Genomic DNA, 19,294 nt, shown 5'->3' with positions numbered 1-19,294 from the left:
TCAGGACGATGGGGACGATGAAGACGAAGCGCGGCGGCCGTACGGCACGGCGCGCCGGCAACAAGCGAAGCGCCGCGTCGCGGTCGCGCGCGGCACGGCGGATGAAACCCTGCGGACGGGCCGGCCCGTCACTGCCCCGGCCGGTCGACGAATTCGAAGTCGAGGCCGCGCGCGCGCATCCAGTCGGCGAGCGCGACGCCCGTGCCGGCGCGCCACGGGCGCAGCAGCGGCGGATCGACGAGCCGGTATTCGAGCAGTTCCGGCGACAGCGCGACCGTGCCCGACGCGCGCACGTGGTACGCGATGATCAGTTCGTTCTTGCGGATGAATTCGTACACGCCGACGAGCGACACATGCTCGGCCTTCAGCGCCGTTTCCTCGAACACCTCGCGCGCGATGCCGTCCTCGGGCGTCTCGCCGTTCTCGAGGAAACCGGTGATCAGCGCGAACATCCCTTCGGGCCAGGCCGCGTTGCGCGCGAGCAGGATCTTGCCGTCGAGCTCGACGATCGCGGCGACGACGGGCAGCGGGTTGTTCCAGTGAACATAGCCGCAGGTGTCGTCGGGGCACGCCTGGCGGACGCGGCCGCCCTCATGTTCGGGATCGGCGCGCTCGGTCAGCGGGCTCGCGCAGCGCGGGCAAAAGCGGTAGTCGGCGGTGGTCATCGATGGGGATCTGGCGGACGCGCGGCGGCCGCCTGCCGGCCGCCCGCGCACCCGCTCGGCGCGGGAAAGGCCTCATTCTAGCGAGTTTGCCCGCCCCGCAGACGATCCGGCCCCTCGGGCGTCAGCGTCGCAGGCGGCCCTTTGCGGCGATCGCCGCGAAGCCGGCGGCACCCGCGAGCAGCGCGGCCACCGCGACCCACAGCGCGGGGGAAAACGACCCGAAGCGCGCCGCAAGCGGCGCCGCGACGAGCGGCCCGATAATCTGCCCGACCCCGTACGACGCGGTCGCATAGCCCATCAGCCCGGCCGCGCGCTCGCCGTGCAGGCGCCGCGCCTCGCGCATCGCGAACAGCGTGATCGCGGTGAACGGCAGCCCGAGCAGCGCGCTGCCGACCGAGAAGCCAAGCGCGTTCGGCCACACGATCCCCGCCGCGATGCCGAGCGCCTGCGTCGCGCAGCCGGCCGCCAGCAGCAGCCGGTTGTCCCAGTGCCCGGGCAGCCGCGCGGCGGCGATCGCGCCGACGATCAGCGCCGCGCCGAACATCGGCCAGAACAGGTCGGGCCACGGCGAACCGACGGGCAGCGCGGTGCGTGCGATCACGGGCAGGAACGTTGCGGTGATGATGTAGCCGAAGCCCGGCGTTCCGTACAGCACGACGAGCCACGCGGCATCGGCTCGATGGCGGCGCGCGTCGGCCGGCGCCGCGGAGGCCGACGGGGCCGCGGCGGCCGCGTGCGGCGTGGTGCCGGCCGGCGGCACGGCTTGCACCGGCGTGACCGCAAAGGTGCGCCAGATCGCGACCGACAGCACGGCCGACAGCGCCGCGAAGCCGAGCCAGCCCGACGCCGCCGGCCGCCCGGCCAGCGCGCTGCCGATCAGCCCCGTCAGCACGATGCCGACGCCGGGCCCCGCGTAGATCACCCCGCTCCACTCGGGCGCGTGCAGCTCGGCCAGGCGCCGCAGCCCCCATTGCGACATGAACACGAACGTCCACGCGCTGACGACGCCCGCGACGAAGCGCACCGCGAGCCACACGGGCAGCAGGTGGCCGATGCCCATCGCGGCGGTGAGCAGCACGGTGGCCGCGAGCCCGAAGCGGACCATCCGCGCAGGCGCGACGCGCAGCGCCGCGCAACTGACCGCGCCGGCGAAGTAACCCGCGTAGTTCGCCGATGCGAGCCAGCCGCCGGCCTTCAGGCCGATCGAACCGTCCGCGAGCATCAACGGCAGCAGCGGCGTGAACGCGAAACGGCCGACGCCGAGCACGACGGCGAGGCCGACCATGCAGGCCAGCGCGGCCGCGCGGGCGCGGCGGTCGGCCTGATCGGACGGAAGCGCGCCGGCGGCGGCGGTCGGGGCATCGGAGCGGGACATGGCGGGATGGGCCGGCGCGCGACGCGCCGGCCGGATCGGAAACCGGAATGCGTCCATCGTAGCTTGACCAGATGATCTCGAAAAATGAATAATTAAGAATCCATTCATCGCTTGGAGAGAATCATGGACCTGGCGGCGCTGGCGATTTTCCGGGCGGTCGTGCGCGAGAACGGCGTGACGCGCGCGGCGGCGAAACTCAATCGCGTGCAGTCGAACGTCACGACGCGCATCAAGCAGCTCGAGGAGGAACTCGGCGCGGCGCTGTTCGTGCGCGACGGCCGCCGGCTCGTGCTGACGCCGGCCGGGCACACGCTGCTGCCGTATGCGGAGCGCCTGCTGGCGCTCGCCGACGAGGCGCGCGACGCGGTGCGCGAAGACACGCCGCGCGGGCGTTTGCGGCTCGGCACGATGGAAAGCACCGCCGCGAGCCGGCTGCCGACCGTGCTCGCGCGCTATCACCATACGTGGCCCGACGTGTCGCTCGAACTGGTGACGGGCACGACGGGCTGGCTGATCGGCAAGGTGCGCGACTTCGAGATCGACGCCGCGCTGTTCGCGCGCCCGCCCACGCCGGACACGCTGCCCGACACGTTCGAGACGGTGCCGGTCTTCCGCGAGGATCTGGTGCTGCTCACGCCGCGCGGCCATCCGCCGGTGCGCACGCCGCGCGACGTGATCCTGCCGACGCTGATCGCGTTCGAGCGCGGCTGCGCGTATCGCAAGTACGCCGAGCAGTGGTATGCCGCGCATGGGATGAAGCCGGCGCGCGTGCTCGAACTCGGCTCGTATCACGCGATCGTCGCGTGCGTCGCGGCCGGCGCCGGCATCGCGGTCGCGCCGCGTTCGGTGCTCGACCTGCAGCCCGAGACCGGCAACATCGCCGCGCACACGATTCCCGAACTCGAAGGGATCGATACGCTGCTCGCGTGGCGGCAGGGTTACGCGTCGGCGGCGCTCGCCGCGCTGCGCGACGCGCTTGAGGAGGCCGCGCGGCAGCCGGACCCGGCGCAGAAGCCGCGCGTGGCGCAGCCGGCCTGACGGGATCCGCCGACGGACGCACGACGACGCACCCGCGCGCCGCCCGTCTGCATGGCTGGCTACCGCTCGTGCGTCATGCATGGCGGCAGATCAGCCACCCGCACCCCGTGTAAACGCGAAACGACCCGACCGGCCAATGACCGAATCGGGTCGTTTCGTTTCATGCGATTCCGTCAAAAGAACCGCGCGGTGCCGGCCGGCGCTCCGCCCTCGCGGGCGCCGCGTCGGCCAGGCCGATCAAAGACGCTCTTCGACCCAGCCCTTGACGCCGGCCAGCGCGCCCGGCAGGTTCGCCGGCTCGGTGCCGCCAGCCTGCGCCATGTCCGGACGGCCGCCGCCCTTGCCGCCGACCTGCTGCGCGACGAAGTTCACGAGCTCGCCGGCCTTGACCTTCTTGCTCGCGTCGGGCGTGACGCCTGCGATCAGGCTGACCTTGCCGCCTTCGACGGCCGCCAGCACGATCGCCGCGCTCTTCAGCTTGTCCTTCAGCTTGTCGACCGTTTCGCGCAGCGTCTTCGCGTCGGCGCCGTCGAGCGTCGCGGCCAGCACGTACACGCCGCCGATTTCGACGGCCTGCTGCGCGAGTTCGTCGCCCTGGCTCGATGCGAGCTTCGACTTCAGCGCGCCCAGTTCCTTCTCGAGCGACTTCACCTGGTCCTGCACCTGCGCGATGCGCTGCGTGAGCTCCGACGGCTGCGCCTTCAGCGCGGCCGCCGCTTCGTTCATGCGGGCGTCGAGATCCTGCACGAAGCGCACCGCGTTGTCGCCGGTGATCGCCTCGACGCGGCGGATGCCGGCCGCGACGCCGCCTTCGACGACGATCTTGAAGAAGCCGATGTCGCCGGTGCGGTGCACGTGCGTGCCGCCGCACAGTTCGCGCGAGAAGCCGAGGTCGAGCACGCGCACTTCATCGCCGTACTTCTCGCCGAACAGCGCCATCGCGCCGCCCTTCACCGCTTCGTCGTACGGCATCACGCGCACGATGCCCGGCGCGTTCGCGAGGATTTCGTTGTTGACGATCTGCTCGACGCGACGGATTTCGTCGTCGGTCATCGGCGCGTTGTGCGCGAAGTCGAAGCGGGTCTTGTCGGCATCGACGAGCGAGCCCTTCTGCTGCACGTGCGCGCCGAGCACTTCACGCAGCGCCTTGTGCATCAGGTGGGTCGCCGAGTGGTTGCGCTGCGTGCGCGCACGACGGTGCGCGTCGATTTCCGCGCGCAGCACGTCGCCGACCTTCAGCGTCCCCTGCTCGAGCGAGCCGTGGTGGCCGATCACGTCGGCCTGCACCTTCAGCGTATCGGCCACCGCGAAGCGCGTCGACGCATTCGCGAGCACGCCCTGGTCGCCGACCTGGCCGCCCGATTCCGCGTAGAACGGCGTGTGGTCGAGCACGACGACCGCATCCTGGCCGGCCTTCACTTCGTTGACCGACGAGCCGTCGACGTACAGCGCGACGACCTTCGCGTCGTCGAACGCGATTTCCTCGTAGCCGTGGAAGGTGGTCTTCGCGCCCGTGTATTCGAGGCCCTGCGTGGCCTTGAACTTGCCGGCCGCGCGTGCCTGCTCGCGCTGACGCGCCATCGCGTCGTCGAATGCCGGCTCGTCGACCGTCATGCCGCGCTCGCGGCACACGTCGGCCGTGAGGTCGAGCGGGAAGCCGTAGGTATCGTGCAGCTTGAACGCGAGTTCGCCGTCGAGCACCTTGCCGCCGTTCGCTTCGACGTCGGCCAGCGCGCCCTCGAGGATCGACATCCCGTGCTCGATCGTTTCGAAGAAGCGCTCTTCTTCCTGGCGCAGCACGTCGGTCACGCGCTGTTCGGCTTCCTTCAGCTCCGGATACGCGACGCCCATCTCGGCGACGAGGTCGGCCACCAGCTTGTGGAAGAACGAACCCTTGCGGCCGAGCTTGTAGCCGTGGCGAATCGCGCGGCGCACGATCCGGCGCAGCACGTAGCCGCGGCCTTCGTTGCCGGGGATCACGCCGTCGACGATCAGGAACGAGCACGCGCGGATGTGATCGGCGATCACCTTCAGCGAGTTGTTGGTGAAGTCGCTGATCTCGGTCACGCGCGCGGCGGCCTTGATCAGGTTCTGGAACAGGTCGATCTCGTAGTTGCTGTGCACGTGCTGCAGCACCGCGGCGAGGCGCTCGAGGCCCATGCCGGTGTCCACCGACTGCTTCGGCAGGCGCGTCATGTTGCCCTGCGCGTCGCGGTTGAACTGCATGAACACGAGGTTCCAGATCTCGATGTAGCGGTCGCCGTCTTCCTCGGCCGACCCCGGCGGGCCGCCCCACACGTCCGGGCCGTGGTCATAGAAGATTTCCGTGCACGGGCCGCACGGGCCCGTGTCGCCCATCGTCCAGAAGTTGTCGGACGCGTAGCGCGCGCCCTTGTTGTCGCCGATCCGGATGATGCGCTCGGCCGGCACGCCGACTTCCTTCGCCCAGATGTCGTACGCCTCGTCGTCTTCCTGGTAGACGGTGACCCACAGCTTTTCCTTCGGCAGCTGGTAGACCGTGGTCAGCAGCTCCCACGCGAAGCGGATCGCGTCGTGCTTGAAGTAGTCGCCGAACGAGAAGTTGCCGAGCATCTCGAAGAAGGTGTGGTGGCGCGCCGTGTAGCCGACGTTCTCGAGGTCGTTGTGCTTGCCGCCCGCGCGCACGCTGCGCTGCGCCGTCGTGGCGCGCGAATACGGGCGCTGGTCCGTGCCGAGGAAGACGTCCTTGAACTGGACCATGCCCGAGTTCGTGAACATCAGCGTGGGGTCGTTACCGGGCACGAGGCTCGACGAGCGGACGATCGTGTGGCCCTTCGATTCGAAGAATTTGAGGAATTTCTCGCGGATTTCGGCAGCTTTCATGGCGTGCGGGGACAGTCTGGCAAAGACGGCTTCAAACGCCGGCGCCCCAGGCGGGGCGCGCGGCGGCATGGATTCTGAAACGATCGATTATACGGGATCGGAGCCGGCTTCCGGGCAAAGCGCCGGCAAAGCGGCTCGGCCATCCGGCCGGCCCGGCTGGGCCACCCGGATGGCCGATTCGCCTTAAGATGCGCTTCATGCCAATCGGCCTTGCCCGACAAGGAAGGCCAGCCATGAAAGGAGACGATTCGACGATGGGTGCCCTGAGCCATATCCGCGTGCTGGACCTCACCCGCGTGCTCGCGGGCCCGTGGTGCGCGCAGACCCTCGCCGATTTCGGCGCGGACGTGATCAAGGTCGAGCGCCCCGGCGCCGGCGACGACACGCGCCACTGGGGGCCGCCGTACCTGAAGGACGCGGACGGCGCGGATACTGCCGAGGCCGCGTACTATCTCGCGGCGAACCGCAACAAGCGCTCGGTGACGATCGACATCGCGACGCCCGAAGGCCAGCAGATCGTGCGCGAACTCGCCGCGCAAAGCGACGTCGTGCTCGAGAACTACAAGGTCGGCCAGTTGAAGAAATACGGGCTCGATTACGAATCGCTGCGCGCGGTGAAGCCCGATCTCGTCTACTGCTCGGTCACCGGCTTCGGCCAGACCGGCCCGTACGCGCACCGCGCGGGCTACGACTTCATCGTGCAGGGAATCGGCGGCTTCATGAGCATCACCGGCGAGCGCGACGGCGAGCCGGGCGGCGGCCCGCAGAAGGCCGGCGTCGCGATCGCCGATCTCGCGACCGGCCTCTACTCGACGATCGCCGTGCTTGCCGCGCTCGCGCACCGCGACCGTACCGGCAAAGGCCAGTACATCGACATGGCGCTGCTCGACGTGCAGGTCGCGCTGCTCGCGAACATGAACACCAACTTCCTCGCGAGCGGCAAGCCGCCGATGCGCTGGGGCAACGCGCATCCGAACATCGTGCCGTACCAGACGTTCCAGACGAGCGACGGGTGGATCATCGTCGCGGTCGGCAACGACGGGCAGTTCCGCAAGTTCGTCGAGGCCGGCGGCCGGCCCGAACTGGCCGACGACGAGCGCTTCGCGACGAACCCGTCGCGCGTGCGCCACCGCGACACGCTGGTGCCGATCCTCGCGGAGATGGTGAAGGCGCGCGGCAAGGCCGACTGGATCGGCGTGCTCGAAGCGGCCGGCGTGCCGTGCGGGCCGATCAACGATCTGGAGGAAGTGTTCGACAACGAGCAGGTCGTCGCGCGCGGGATGCAGGTGTCGCTGCCGCACCCGTGCGGCGCGGACGTGCAGCTCGTGCGCAACCCGATCCGGATGAGCGCGACGCCGCCCGACGCGCGCACGGCCCCGCCGCTGCTCGGCGCGCAGACCGACGACGTGCTGCGCGACATGCTCGGCTACGACGACGAACGGATCGCGGCGTTGAAGGCGAAGCAGGCGATCTGACGAGCGGCCGCGCTTCAAGCGCCGCGCGGCGGCGCCTAGCGCGCGAGCGCGTCCAGCCAGTCGCGCGCGGCCGGCCAGTCGCCGAGCCCGCTGTCCGCGTTGATGTGGCCGCGCGGGCCGATGTCGCGGAATTCACTGCCCCACGCATGCGCGCAGCCGCGCGCGAACGCGAGCGAGCCGTACGGATCGTCGCTGCTCGCGACCACGCAGGTCGGAAACGGCAGCCGCTCGTGCGGCACGGGCCCGAAGCCGTGCGCGTCGGCCGGAAACGCCGGCCCGGCGGGATCGGGCAGCGCGACGAGCAGCGCGCCGCGCACTTTCGCGAGCGCGGCCGGGCGCGCATAACGCGTCGCCCACCACGCGGCGGTCAGCGTGCCGAGGCTGTGGCCGGCGATCAGCACCGGCCCGCGCGCGGCTTCGACCGCGCGATCGAGCGCGAGACACCAGCCGTTGCGGAACGCGCGGTCCCAGTCGGGCATCGCGACGCGCGAGAAACGCGCATCGGCGCGCTCCCAGCGGCTTTGCCAGTGAAGCGGGCCCGAATTGGCGTAGCCCGGCAGGACGAAAACGAGGGGGGCGCTCATGAAAGGATTCGTCGACGAATGGTGTGGTTTTGTGAAGTCGACGAAGTGTCGCACACCCTCCTCTCCCTGATGCTGCCTGTCAAAAAAACCGGAAGGATGTGCAGCGGGTCGTGACGCGCTCGGGACGGCATCACGACCGGCCGGCGCTCAGGCGCGCCGGCTTCGATCAGCGTACGCCGGCGCCGACCAGGCCGCCTGCCGCCGCGCCGGCAACCGTGCCGACCGGGCCGCCCGTGATCAGGTAGCCGAGCGCGCCGCCCGCGGCCGCGCCGATACCGGCATTGCGTTGCGTATGCGTCATCGCGCATGCGCCGAGTTGCGACAGTGCCGCGACGATCACCGCGGTACGAACCAGAAAAGTGGTCTTCTTCATCATGATTATTGGCTTCCTCCCGCCACGCAATTACGCGAATGGCGGCATTGAATCGGTGAAGCCACCATAGGAAAACCCGAACGGCGCGAGCAATCCGATTTACGTCGTGTTACAGCCGACACACTATCGAGATATTGCGGCACGCGTCGCGAACACAACGGCCCTCACCCGCAAGCCGCGCGGGACGGACCCCGGTCAGGTAGAATTACAGGATTAAACCGGCGCGACGCGCCGACACAACCTGACGCCAACCGCATGAGCACCGAACGCAACGACGCCCCCGCGGCTTCCAACTTCATCCGCAACATCATCGACGACGACAACCGCACCGGCAAATGGGGCGGCCGCGTCGAAACGCGCTTCCCGCCCGAGCCGAACGGTTATCTTCACATCGGCCACGCGAAGAGCATCTGCCTGAACTTCAGCGTCGCACGCGACTACGGCGGCGTGTGCCACCTGCGCTTCGACGACACGAACCCGGAAAAGGAAAGCGTCGAGTACGTCGACTCGATCGTCGACGCGGTGCGCTGGCTCGGTTTCGACTGGCGCAAGGACGCGGTCGATCACCAGTATTTCGCGAGCGACTACTACGACAAGCTGTACGAATTCGCCGAGCTGCTGATCAAGCGCGGCAAGGCGTACGTCGACAGCCAGAGCGCCGACGAAATGCGCGCGAACCGCGGCTCGCTGACGGAAGGCGGCAAGCCGTCGCCGTTCCGCGACCGCACGCCCGACGAGAACCTCGACCTGTTCCGCCGCATGAAGGCCGGCGAGTTCAAGGAAGGCGAGCACGTGCTGCGCGCGAAGATCGACATGGCTTCGCCGAACATGAACATGCGCGACCCGGTGATCTACCGGATCCGCTACGCGCACCACTACCGCACCGGCGACGCATGGTGCGTGTATCCGATGTACGACTACACGCACTGCATCTCGGATGCGCTCGAAGGCATCACGCATTCGCTGTGCACGCTCGAGTTCGAGGATCACCGCCCGCTGTACGACTGGGTGCTGAACGAACTCGCGGAAGCCGGCGTGTTCACGCGCCCGCTGCCGCAACAGATCGAGTTCTCGCGACTGAACCTCACGTACGCGATCACCAGCAAGCGCAAGCTGCTGCAGCTCGTCACCGAAGGCCACGTCGACGGCTGGGACGACCCGCGGATGCCGACGATCGTCGGCGTGCGCCGCCGCGGCTTCACGCCGGAAAGCATCCACCTGTTCTGCGAGCGGATCGGCGTGACGAAGATCGATTCGTGGATCGACATGAGCATCTTCGAAGGCGCGCTGCGCGACGACCTCGACGACAAGGCCGCGCGCACGGTCGCGGTGCTCGATCCGCTGAAGCTCGTGATCGACAACTATCCGGAAGGCCAGGAAGAAGCGTGCACGGCGCCCGTGCATCCGCACCATCCGGAGCGCGGCGTGCGCACGTTCCCGATCTCGCGCGAGCTGTGGATCGAGCGCGAGGATTTCGTCGAGAACCCGCCGAAGGGCTATTTCCGCCTGTTCCCGGGCAACAAGGTGCGCCTGCGCTACGGCTACGTGATCGAATGCACGGGCTTCGACAAGGATGCCGACGGCAACGTGACGGCCGTGCACTGCAACTACTTCCCGGACAGCAAGTCGGGCACCGAAGGCGCGAACACGTACAAGGTCAAGGGCAACATCCACTGGGTCAGCGCGAAGCATGCGCAGCCGGCCGAAGTGCGGATCTACGACCGCCTGTTCAAGGAGCCGCATCCGGACGCGGGCGGCGCGAACTTCCTCGAAGCGCTGAACCCCGATTCGAAGAAGATCGTGCAGGCGTACGTCGAGCCGGGCAACAGCGACATCGCGCCGGAAACGCGCCTGCAGTTCGAGCGGCACGGCTACTTCGTTGCCGACCGCGTCGATTCGAAGCCGGGCAAGCCCGTGTTCAACCGGATCGTCGGGCTGCGCGACAGCTGGGGCAAGCCGGCCTGACGGCCTGCTCCGCGTGCGGCGCGCGGCCTCGGGCCGACGTCGCGCGACCATGAAAAAACCGGCTCGAGGGCCGGTTTTTTATTGCATGCAACGAAGCGAAGCCAGCGACGCGGCGACGAAAGCCTCCGCGTTCATTCACACCTCCGACAGCCGCCGATGCAGTTCCGCGAGCGACAGCTTCGTGCGGAACAGCCGCGCGAGGCTGCGGCTCGCATACGCGTCGATATCGCCCGGCGCGGTCCAGCGATACGCATCCATCTCGGGAATCATCGAACCGTCGCGACGGCTCGGGAACAGCGACGTGCACGTGCACAGCGCGGGATCGATCTCGCCGTCCGCCACCTGCACCGCGAACAGGTGCAGGTCCTTGTCGTGCCGGTACGCGAAGCGGCCGAGATCGAGCAGCCGGGCCGGCGCGAACTCGATGCCGGTTTCCTCGAGCAGTTCGCGCAGCGCCGCGTCGGCCGGCGTCTCGCCGGGTTCGCCCTGCCCCTTCGGGATGTCCCAGTGCGTGGTATCCGTCGCGTGCGCGAGGAACACGCGGCCGGCCGCATCGAGGATCACGACGCCGCACGACACCGCGCGCGGCGCGCCGCCCCGTTTCATCACACGCGCGCTCAGTGCTTCTGCAACTGCCACCTGCCCGCGGCCGTCTTGCAGTAGACGGGCTTGAGCGTCATCGCCTGGCCCTTCGCGGTGATGTCGGTGGTGATTTCGCGGCAGGTCTTGCCGTCCGTCTCGGTCGTGGTCGGCGTGAGCTTCGCCTCGATCTGCGTACGGTTGCCGCTGTTCTGCCAGGTCGTGGTCTCTCCGTCCTTGCCTTCGTCGCGCACCTTCTCGGCGGCCTTCGACAGCGACGCCGTGTCGGCCTTGCTGAAATAGCTGAGCGGCGTGTTGGTCAGAAAGTTCAGGTTGTTCTGCGCGTGGGCGGGCAGCATCGCGGCAACGCACGCGGCGCCGGCCAGCACACGCGTGACGACGGAAAGGGATGCACGCATCGACATGTTGTTCTCCTTGGATGTTCGATCGAACGGCGCGGTGCATGCCGGCGAACCGGCACGCGCCACGCCCGTCAGCGAGCGAGCATAGCATGCGTGCCGCGTGCAGCACTTTTAGCGGGCCGCCTGCGTCGACCCGGGTTGATATCCGTCAGTCAGCGTGCCCAGGAACGCGATCACGTCCTTGATCTCGGCCGCGTTCAGCGCCGGCTGCTCGCCGCGCTTGCGGTCGAACGGCGGTTCGCGGTTGATGTTCGGCCAGTAGCGCTTCGGCAGGTCGTCGTAGATATGCACCTTGCCGTGCACGACCGGGTAGAACTTCTCCGGATGAATGTCGCGCTCGACGTAGAAGCGCATCACGTCCTCGAGCGAGTGATACACGCCGTTGTGGAAGAACGTCTTGCGCAGCGCGACGTTGCGCAGCGACGGCGTGCGGAACAGCCCGCAGAATTCGTCGCGGCCCTTCAGGTCGGTGCGCTCGGGGCCGCACGCGCCGAGATCGTGAAAGCGCGGGTCGCGGTTGACGGGCAGCGCGCGGTTGCGCGGCACCGCGATCGCGATCAGCCCGAAATCGCTGAATTGCGGCGGGCCGCCTTCGAGCGTGCGCTGGCTGATGTGGCAGCTCGCGCAATTGCCCTTCTTCTCGTCGTTGAACAGTTGCAGACCGTGCAACTCGGCGGGCGTGAGCTGCGCGCGGCCGGCCAGGTACGCGTCGTACTTGCTCGTGTACGGATCGAACAGCGCCGGCTGCTGCTGGAACGCATCGAGCGCACGCAACACCGCGTCGAAGACGGCCTGATCGTCGCCGAGCACCCGCTCGCCGAATGCCTTGCGGAACGCGTCCGCATACGGCGCCGCGCGCACCGCCTGCGCGACCCGCGCCGGCGAGCTGCTCATCTCGAACGGCGACAGCAGCGGAATGCGCGCCTGCGCGTCGCGCGTGTCGACGCGGCCGTCCCAGGTCAGCCCGCCGGTCGGGCCCGCGTCGATGCTTTCGTCGCCCTCGTCGGGCGAATCGTGGAAGTGCTCGCTGAACGGCGGGATGCCGCGCAAGTACTTCAGCGACGGCGCCGCGCGGAACCCGATGCGATGCATGTCGTCGCCGCCGAGCTGCACCGACAGCGCGTTCGGCGGCCCGAACGCATGTTCGGCGCTGTGGCACGACGCGCACGCGAGCTTGCCGGAGCCCGACAGCGACGGATCGGAGAACAGTTGCTTGCCGAGCGCCGTCATCTGCTTCACGCCCTCGAACACCTGCGCACGCGTCTGCGGCTGGCTGGCCGGTGCGACCGCGGGCGCGGCCGGCGCGGCCTGGGCGGCCGGCACGACGGCCGCGGCCGGCGAATTCGCGCCGGGCCGCGCATCGCAACCGGCCAGTGCCGCGAGCCCGGCAGCCAACGCCAGGGCCGCCGCGGCATGGATCAACGATCGCGCGGACGCAAGGGATTTCGGGGTGGTGGGCATCGTCGTTCTATGGGTAGCGGTGGGCAATCGGCTGGAGCTTATGTCAGTTCCGTGACCATCGCGTGACGTTCCGCCGACAGTCAATTGAAAGCGCCCCTACACCCGCCTGTCAAACGGGTTCCAGATAATGCGCGCAGCCGGTCGGCGCCCAGCGCCTGTCGCGCCGGCCCTGCGCCAACCCGGTTCCCACACGCGACCAACGACGAAAGAGAGAACATCGCATGAAGAAGCACGCCTGGATTCGCTATACGCCGATCGCCCTCGCGGCCGCGCTCAGCCTGACCGCCTGCGGCGGCGACGACGTCACGCAACAGGGCCTGTCGGCCGTCAAGAACGTTGTCGTGATCTACGCGGAAAACCGCAGCTTCGACAACCTGTACGGCAACTTCCCGGGCGCGAACGGCCTGCAGAACGCGACGGCCGCTAATTCGGTGCAGAAGGATCGCGACGGCTCGACGATGGCGACGCTGCCGAAGGTCTGGGGCGGCCTGACCGCGACCGGCATCACGCCGGCAGTCACCGAGGCGATGACGGCGAACCTGCCGAACGCGCCGTTCGCGATCGACGATCCGAACGGCTTCAACCAGCCGATGAGCATCGCGACGCGCGACATCGTGCACCGCTTCTACCAGGACCAGATGCAGATCAACGGCGGCAAGAACGACATGTACGCCGCGTGGACCGATGCCGGCGGCCTGACGATGGGCCACTACACGCCGGACCCGTCGAAGCTGCCGCTGTGGAAGATCGCGCAGCAGTACGTGCTCGCCGACAACTTCTTCATGGGCGCGTTCGGCGGCTCGTTCCTGAACCACCAGTACCTGATCTGCGCGTGCGCGCCGTTCTACGCGAACGCGAACACGAGCCCCGCGGCCGGCAAGATCGCCGTGCTGAACGCGGACGGCAAGTCGCTGAAGGTCGCCGCGAATTCGCCCGCGTCCGCGCTGAGCGGCCCGCCGAAGTTCGTCAACGACGGCGCGATCACGCCCGACTTCTTCGCGGTCAACACGATGCAGCCGCCGTATCAGCCGAGCGGCAACAAGGCGGCCACGGGCGGCGACCCGCTGCTCGCCGACCCGGCCAACGCGTCGACGATGCCGCCGCAAACGGCCACCAACATCGGCGACCTGCTGACCAATGCGAACGTGTCGTGGGCATGGTATAGCGGCGCGTGGGGCCAGGCGCTGCAGGCGAGCCAGAACGGCACGTCGAACGTGATCTACGGTGCCGACCTGTCGACGCCGAACTTCCAGCCGCACCACCAGCCGTTCAACTACTTCGCGAACCAGGCGCCGGGCACCGCGAACCGCGCGCAGCACCTGCTCGACGGCGGCGCGAACGGCGCCGAGTTCATCAAGGCGATCGACGCGGGCACGCTGCCGGCGGTGACGTTCTACAAGCCGCAGGGCAACCTGAACGAGCACCCGGGCTACACGGACGTCACGTCGGGCGACCAGCACATCGCCGACGTGATCGCGCACCTGCAGGCGAGCCCGCAGTGGAAGAACATGGTCGTGGTCGTCACGTACGACGAAAACGGCGGCTTCTGGGATCACGCCGCGCCGCCGAACGCCGACCGCTGGGGTCCGGGCACGCGCATTCCGGCGCTGATCGTGTCGCCGTATGCGAAGAAGGGCTTCGTCGACCACACGCAGTACGACACGGGCTCGATCCTGCGCTTCATCACGCGCCGCTACTCGCTGCCGCGCCTCGCGGGCCTGCAACAGCGCGACGACGCGCTGAAGGCCAACGGCGCGCAGCCGATGGGCGACCTGACGAACGCGCTCACGCTGTCGCCGAACCTGTAACGGCATCGCGACGAACGGGCCGGCGGCGCTGCCGGTCCGGACGAACGAAGGGCGGCCTCGCGGCCGCCCTTTTTCTCACGAGTGCGAGCTGTTGTCGCGCCCCTTCGTCACCACCCGTACTTGAGCTCGACGCCGACATAGTCGGCGTTGTGCCCGCCCGCCTGCCGGATCGCATCGCCGACCTGGAAATGCACGGCCTCGACCGCGCCGATCAGGTTCGCGGCGATCGTCCAGTCCGCCCGCAGCTGCACGTACATCCCCGTCCACAACCCGCCCTTGCCGGCCGTGCCCGGCACCACGGCGTTGCCCTGCTGGTAGACGGCGTCGCCGGTCGTCTCGCGCCACTGGAAACCGAGCGCGCCGAGCAGCGCCAGATTCGGCGACGGCTTCAGCGTCACCGACGGCTTCACGTGGATCAGGTTCGAGTAGCCGGTGAAGCCCGCGAGCGTGAAGTAATAGCCGTTCGGAAACAGCGGATTGAAGGTGCCGATGCGGCCGTCGTGCGGATGCCGGTCGCCCGACGCCGCGTCGACCTGCAGCGCGACGCGCGGCGACCACGGTGCATCGAGCCGGTAGCCGGCGATCGAGCCGAGCGCCCACGCGCGGATCGAGCTGCTGCCGACCGTCCCCGTCTGCAGCATCGTTTCGAGATCCCAGTCGAAGCGCCCCTGCGTGCCCGTGTAGCGCAGGTCCCACACGTCGCGGCGCTCGGCGCCGCTCGCATCGAGAAAGCGCGCATTGCTGCGGTTGTAGCGCGACCAGTAGCCCGACAGGTCGCCGGGCCCGACCGACTGCCGTTCGAAGCGCACGCCGCTGAACGTGAGGTTGCGGTTCGACACGTCGTCGAACGCGGACACGGTGCGGTTCTGCACGGGCTGCGTCGCATACGCGATGAAGCGCCACTTTTGATATTCGTAGTCGGCCCACACCGCATCGAACGCCTGCCGCACGTTCGGGCCGTCGCGCGCGGCGATGAAACGCTGCAAGTCGAACGCCATCTCCTGGCGGCCGACGCGGAACTTGAACGTGCCGCCGCCGAGCGCCCCCGTGTAGGTCGCGAATGCCTGTTCGAGATCGAGCGGATTCCTGTCGACCGGCGAGATCGTGTTCTTGCCGAACGCACGGTCGTCCTGCAACTGCACGAAGAACTGCCAGTGCTGGCCGAGATGCGCATCGGCATGCACTTCGACGCGCTGGATCAGGTACGTGTCCGATTGCGCGGAGCCGATTCCGAACAACGGCGCGTCGTTGGTTTCCAGACGCTCGCGCAGGTTCACGCCGAGCGAAAGATAGGATGACGGATCGTTGCCGAGCGGGATGTATTTCAACCCGTCGAGCGGCACGCGCGGCACGCATGGATTCGCGAGCACCGACCAGTCTTCCTGCCAGCGGTTGAACAGCACGGTCGGCCGCTTGGCCGTGCACGTCGATGCGGTGCCGCCGGCCGACGTCGATGTCGATGTCGATGTCGATGTCGATGTCGATGTCGATGTCGATGTCGATGTCGGTGTCGGTGTCGATGTCGGTGCAGCTTCCGCGATCGCCGCGTCGGCACCGGCGAACAGCAGCCCCGCGACAACCGACGCGCGGGCAACCCGGTCGAAGCGACTGCCTCGGGTCGTCGCGGCACGCTGCCCGCTTGTCGCGGCCATCCGTTCGCGACCGCCTGCGTCAATCCGGGCCGCTCGCCCGCCGCCGCCGCGACGCGTCCCTCCACGCTGCACGATCATGCATGCTCCTGCGTGCCGGCACCGGCGGACACCCCCGCGCATGCCGCCAGCACCGCGAGCGTGCCGGCGGGCACAAGCAGCGCCCAGAACCCGATATGGCGAAAGCCCAGCGCGCCGCATATCGCGCCGAGCGCGAACGCGACGATCGCCGGCAGCATCTTCGCGAAGCGCGCGCGTGCCGTCGTGCGCACGCTGTCGGCCGTGCCGGCGGACAGCAGGTCGACGACATCGAGGATCGCCTGCGTGACGTTGCCGGTCATCACCGTGTTCGGCACGCCGGCGCGCGCGATCACGCGCGGATGCGCGTTCTGCACGCCCATCGCGAACGTGCCGACGAAACCGGCCACCAGCACCGGCAGGCTGTCGGATTGCGTCACGGGCGTCGCCCACACGCCGGCCGCGCAGAAGCCGAGCAGCAGTACGGCCTGCACCGTATGCAGGGCTCGCGCGCCCTGCCATGCGGGCCGCGCGGAAAGCGCGCGCGCGATCAGGCTGCTCGCGACGACGCCGCACACGAACGCAGGAAACACGCTGAGCTTCAGCAGGATGCCCTGCCCGAACCCCGCGACGCCCGCGCCGATCAGCACGAAGTTGCCCGTCACGTGCGCGGTGAACAGTCCGAACAGCGCGACGAAGCTCAGCGTATCGACGAAGCCGGCCACCGCGGAAAGGATCGTGTCTTCGTGCTTCATCGCGCCGCGCTCGCGTGGATCTCGGCGACGTAGCCGCCCGGGAACTGCACGAGCGCCGCATCGCGCCCGTCCGCCGTATACGACGGCACGAGCACGTTCACGCCCGCGGCCTGCGCCTGCTTCAGCGTCGCTGCCAGATCCGGCACTTCGTAGCCGGTCGTCTCGTGCCCGTACGGGTAAGTCAGTTGGCCGTCCGTCACGAGTACGGTCATCTTGCCGAAGCCCGACGTGATGCGAATGCGGCGATAGGTGTCGTTCGGCCGGCCGATCTCGATGCCGGGCGCCTTGAGGTTGTCGGACACCACCTTGCCGTTCGAGAACTTGACGAAATCATGGACGAACTTGCGCACGCTCTGCGGCGACACATACACGCGGTTCTCGGGGATCGTCTGCAGCGCCGCGTAGTTCGGCGCCTGCGTGTGCCAGTACAGCTGCATCTTCACGCCGCCCGTCCACGCGATCACCGCATCGCGGCCGATCGGATCGGGGAACGTGTCGACGATCACTTCAGCGCCATGCTCGCGCGCCACCTTCATCGCCGCGTCCATGTCGGTGACGAGATAACCCGTGCGCTCCGCGCCGAACGGCCAGGGCACGGGCGTCTTGAAGCCGAACACGGAGATCGTGCCCGCCGGCGTGAAAACGAGTTGCGACATCGTCTGGCTCGGGGTCGGCGTGACCTGGAACACGCCCTGCTTCGACTTGCTGCCGCCGAACGTCGCGACGAAGCTGTCGGTGAAGCGATCGAAATCCTCGGGGGCGACGTATACGTGCGTCGTGTCGTATTGCGGCCCGACGGCGAGCGTCGGCGTGGCCGCCGGCGGCACGGGCGGCTTCGCGTACGCCGCCGGCGCCGCGACGAGGCCGGCAGCGATCGCAAGCGCGAGCAAGGCGGAACGAATCGTTTTCATCACAGGATTTCCTTGTTGTTTCATCGTCATCGAGTGGTACGGCCGTCGCCGGCCGTGTGCTTCGCATCGGCGAGCAGCGTCGCGAGCACGAGTGCGGCGATCAGCCCGAGATGCTCGAAAAAGCTGTTGAGCGCCATGAAATGATCGGCGCCCGTGCGGTTCCAGAAATCGTTCGCCACCGCCATCGCGACAAGCGTCAGCATGCCGAGGGCGCCGGCGCCGAGCCACGTGAAGCGGTTCAACACCACGCACAGCGAGCCGGCAATCTCGACCGCGATCGCGAGCGCCGCCCAGAGCGCGGCCGGATGCAGGCCGAAATGCGCCTGCTCGGCGACCGCGCCGCCGAAATCCAGCGCCTTCGCGACGCCTCCGATCAGGTACGCGGACACCAGCGCGAGGCGCACGAGCGGCAGGACCCACGGCTGCGCCAGCAGCGCGCGAACCCACGCCGGGTTGCCGAAACCGCCGGAGTTGGTCGGGGCCGCCATGTCAGACCGCCCAGCACGAACAACCGAACGCGCCCCAGAAGCCCTTCGCATCCGACGTCGGCAATGCGCTGCCCCACGCGCTCGCATGTGCATGGGCGTGCACGTTGCACGCGCTCGAGCAGCCGCACATCGCGGCGGCCGCCGCACGCTGCAGCGGTGCGCCGTTGCGCTGTGTCGCGCCCCAGCCGCCGTAGCCGCCGTACTCGCGCACCGGCGACCAGTCCGGCATCGCGGGCGGAATCGGCGCGTCGTGCGACGCGAACGGCCCCGCGCCCCACACGATCTTGCCGCCGACCACCGTCAGCAATGCGGTCGTATCCACGATATCGTCCTCCGCACATGTGAAGAAATCGCGATCCGGGACCATCAGGTCGGCAAGCTGCCCGACCGCTACACGCCCTTTCTTCCCCTCTTCGTTCGAGAACCACGTCACGTATTCGGTCCACATGCGCAGCGCGGTCTCGCGATCGAGCAGGTTGCGCTGCGGATACATGCGCAGCCCGCCGACCGTCTTGCCCGTCACGAGCCATGCGAGCGACACCCACGGGTTGTACGACGCGACACGCGTTGCGTCGGTGCCGGCCGACACCTTGAGCCCCTTGTCGAGCATCTTCGCGACGGGCGGCGTCGCCTCGGCCGCCTGTGCACCGTAGCGCTCGACGAAGTATTCCCCCTGGTACGCCATCCGGTGCTGCACCGCAACACCGCCGCCCAGCGCCGCAATACGATCCATCGATTTTTCGGAGATCGTCTCCGCATGATCGAAGAACCAGTTCAACCCGTCGAGCGGAATTTCGCGGTTCACCTTTTCGAACACGTCGAGCGCGCGGCTGATCGTTTCGTCGTAGGTCGCATGCATGCGCCAT

At 68.5% G+C, this 19,294-nt stretch carries 17 protein-coding genes; 4 read left to right on the top strand and 13 right to left on the bottom strand.

What is annotated here, in order from left to right; translation table 11 throughout:
* Positions 1 to 128: 128 nt before the first annotated feature.
* A complete protein-coding gene (locus tag ACM6JT_RS24760; RefSeq protein ID WP_034183361.1) occupies positions 129 to 665 on the bottom strand; it encodes an NUDIX domain-containing protein in 537 nt (178 codons plus the stop codon).
* Between the two features lie 121 nt (positions 666 to 786).
* Positions 787 to 2,040: a YbfB/YjiJ family MFS transporter gene (locus tag ACM6JT_RS24755; RefSeq protein ID WP_414857517.1), complete on the bottom strand. Its 1,254-nt coding sequence runs from the start codon at positions 2,038 to 2,040 to the stop codon at positions 787 to 789.
* A gap of 123 nt (positions 2,041 to 2,163) precedes the next feature.
* Between ACM6JT_RS24755 and ACM6JT_RS24750 the strand changes: the two genes are divergently transcribed.
* Complete coding sequence (locus ACM6JT_RS24750; protein WP_414857516.1) at positions 2,164 to 3,078, top strand: LysR substrate-binding domain-containing protein; 915 nt, start codon at positions 2,164 to 2,166, stop codon at positions 3,076 to 3,078.
* A gap of 237 nt (positions 3,079 to 3,315) precedes the next feature.
* Here ACM6JT_RS24750 and alaS read toward each other — a convergent pair whose 3' ends face one another.
* Positions 3,316 to 5,940 (bottom strand): alanine--tRNA ligase, encoded by a 2,625-nt coding sequence (alaS, locus tag ACM6JT_RS24745; protein ID WP_414857515.1) that lies wholly within the window; start codon positions 5,938 to 5,940, stop codon positions 3,316 to 3,318.
* A gap of 254 nt (positions 5,941 to 6,194) precedes the next feature.
* On the opposite strand from alaS, the gene ACM6JT_RS24740 reads away from it, so the two are divergent.
* Positions 6,195 to 7,415, top strand: a complete 1,221-nt coding sequence (locus tag ACM6JT_RS24740; RefSeq protein WP_414857650.1) for a CaiB/BaiF CoA transferase family protein — start codon at positions 6,195 to 6,197, stop codon at positions 7,413 to 7,415.
* A gap of 35 nt (positions 7,416 to 7,450) precedes the next feature.
* Here ACM6JT_RS24740 and ACM6JT_RS24735 read toward each other — a convergent pair whose 3' ends face one another.
* Together ACM6JT_RS24735 and ACM6JT_RS24730 are read right to left on the bottom strand one after the other, a co-directional pair.
* Positions 7,451 to 7,999 carry an RBBP9/YdeN family alpha/beta hydrolase gene (locus ACM6JT_RS24735; protein WP_414857514.1) on the bottom strand — a complete coding sequence of 183 codons (549 nt, stop codon included), beginning with the start codon at positions 7,997 to 7,999 and terminating at the stop codon, positions 7,451 to 7,453.
* Positions 8,000 to 8,165: 166 nt separating this feature from the next.
* Positions 8,166 to 8,375, bottom strand: a complete 210-nt coding sequence (locus tag ACM6JT_RS24730; RefSeq protein WP_006497729.1) for an ornithine acetyltransferase — start codon at positions 8,373 to 8,375, stop codon at positions 8,166 to 8,168.
* Positions 8,376 to 8,627: 252 nt separating this feature from the next.
* Here ACM6JT_RS24730 and ACM6JT_RS24725 point away from each other — a divergent pair, with 252 nt between their 5' ends.
* Positions 8,628 to 10,337: a glutamine--tRNA ligase/YqeY domain fusion protein gene (locus ACM6JT_RS24725; protein ID WP_034183356.1), complete on the top strand. Its 1,710-nt coding sequence runs from the start codon at positions 8,628 to 8,630 to the stop codon at positions 10,335 to 10,337.
* Between the two features lie 135 nt (positions 10,338 to 10,472).
* On the opposite strand, the gene ACM6JT_RS24720 is transcribed toward ACM6JT_RS24725, so the two are convergent.
* The 3 genes from ACM6JT_RS24720 to ACM6JT_RS24710 all read right to left on the bottom strand — a co-directional run bounded on the left by ACM6JT_RS24720 (position 10,473) and on the right by ACM6JT_RS24710 (position 12,799).
* On the bottom strand, positions 10,473 to 10,943 hold the full coding sequence (locus ACM6JT_RS24720) for an NUDIX hydrolase (RefSeq protein ID WP_243565606.1): 471 nt from the start codon (positions 10,941 to 10,943) through the stop codon (positions 10,473 to 10,475).
* A gap of 11 nt (positions 10,944 to 10,954) precedes the next feature.
* Positions 10,955 to 11,341: a hypothetical protein gene (locus ACM6JT_RS24715; protein WP_414857513.1), complete on the bottom strand. Its 387-nt coding sequence runs from the start codon at positions 11,339 to 11,341 to the stop codon at positions 10,955 to 10,957.
* Positions 11,342 to 11,449: 108 nt separating this feature from the next.
* Positions 11,450 to 12,799: a cytochrome-c peroxidase gene (locus tag ACM6JT_RS24710; RefSeq protein ID WP_414857512.1), complete on the bottom strand. Its 1,350-nt coding sequence runs from the start codon at positions 12,797 to 12,799 to the stop codon at positions 11,450 to 11,452.
* A 221-nt stretch (positions 12,800 to 13,020) separates the two neighbouring features.
* On the opposite strand from ACM6JT_RS24710, the gene ACM6JT_RS24705 reads away from it, so the two are divergent.
* Entirely contained in the window at positions 13,021 to 14,607 is a 1,587-nt protein-coding gene (locus ACM6JT_RS24705; protein WP_034183352.1) for an acid phosphatase, read from the top strand.
* A gap of 107 nt (positions 14,608 to 14,714) precedes the next feature.
* Here ACM6JT_RS24705 and ACM6JT_RS24700 read toward each other — a convergent pair whose 3' ends face one another.
* The 5 genes from ACM6JT_RS24700 to ACM6JT_RS24680 form a co-directional block, all read right to left on the bottom strand.
* A complete protein-coding gene (locus ACM6JT_RS24700) occupies positions 14,715 to 16,259 on the bottom strand; it encodes an alginate export family protein (protein WP_414857511.1) in 1,545 nt (514 codons plus the stop codon).
* 74 nt (positions 16,260 to 16,333) lie between these two features.
* Positions 16,334 to 17,029: a YoaK family protein gene (locus tag ACM6JT_RS24695; protein ID WP_034183350.1), complete on the bottom strand. Its 696-nt coding sequence runs from the start codon at positions 17,027 to 17,029 to the stop codon at positions 16,334 to 16,336.
* Positions 17,026 to 17,940, bottom strand: a complete 915-nt coding sequence (locus tag ACM6JT_RS24690; protein WP_414857510.1) for a glyoxalase — start codon at positions 17,938 to 17,940, stop codon at positions 17,026 to 17,028. Before ACM6JT_RS24690 ends, ACM6JT_RS24695 begins: the two co-directional genes overlap by 4 nt.
* Positions 17,941 to 17,966: 26 nt before the next feature.
* Entirely contained in the window at positions 17,967 to 18,428 is a 462-nt protein-coding gene (locus ACM6JT_RS24685) for a DoxX family protein (RefSeq protein ID WP_034183348.1), read from the bottom strand.
* A gap of 1 nt (position 18,429) precedes the next feature.
* Positions 18,430 to 19,294: amidohydrolase family protein (locus ACM6JT_RS24680; protein WP_414857509.1), on the bottom strand; the 865-nt coding region annotated here is incomplete at its 5' end.

It is taken from the genome of Burkholderia sp. IT-111MI5 (genome assembly GCF_949752865.1).
GTDB lineage: Bacteria > Pseudomonadota > Gammaproteobacteria > Burkholderiales > Burkholderiaceae > Burkholderia > Burkholderia pyrrocinia_C.
The sequence above is the reverse complement of the archived record's forward strand: the minus strand, read 5'-3'. Positions and strand labels throughout refer to the sequence as shown.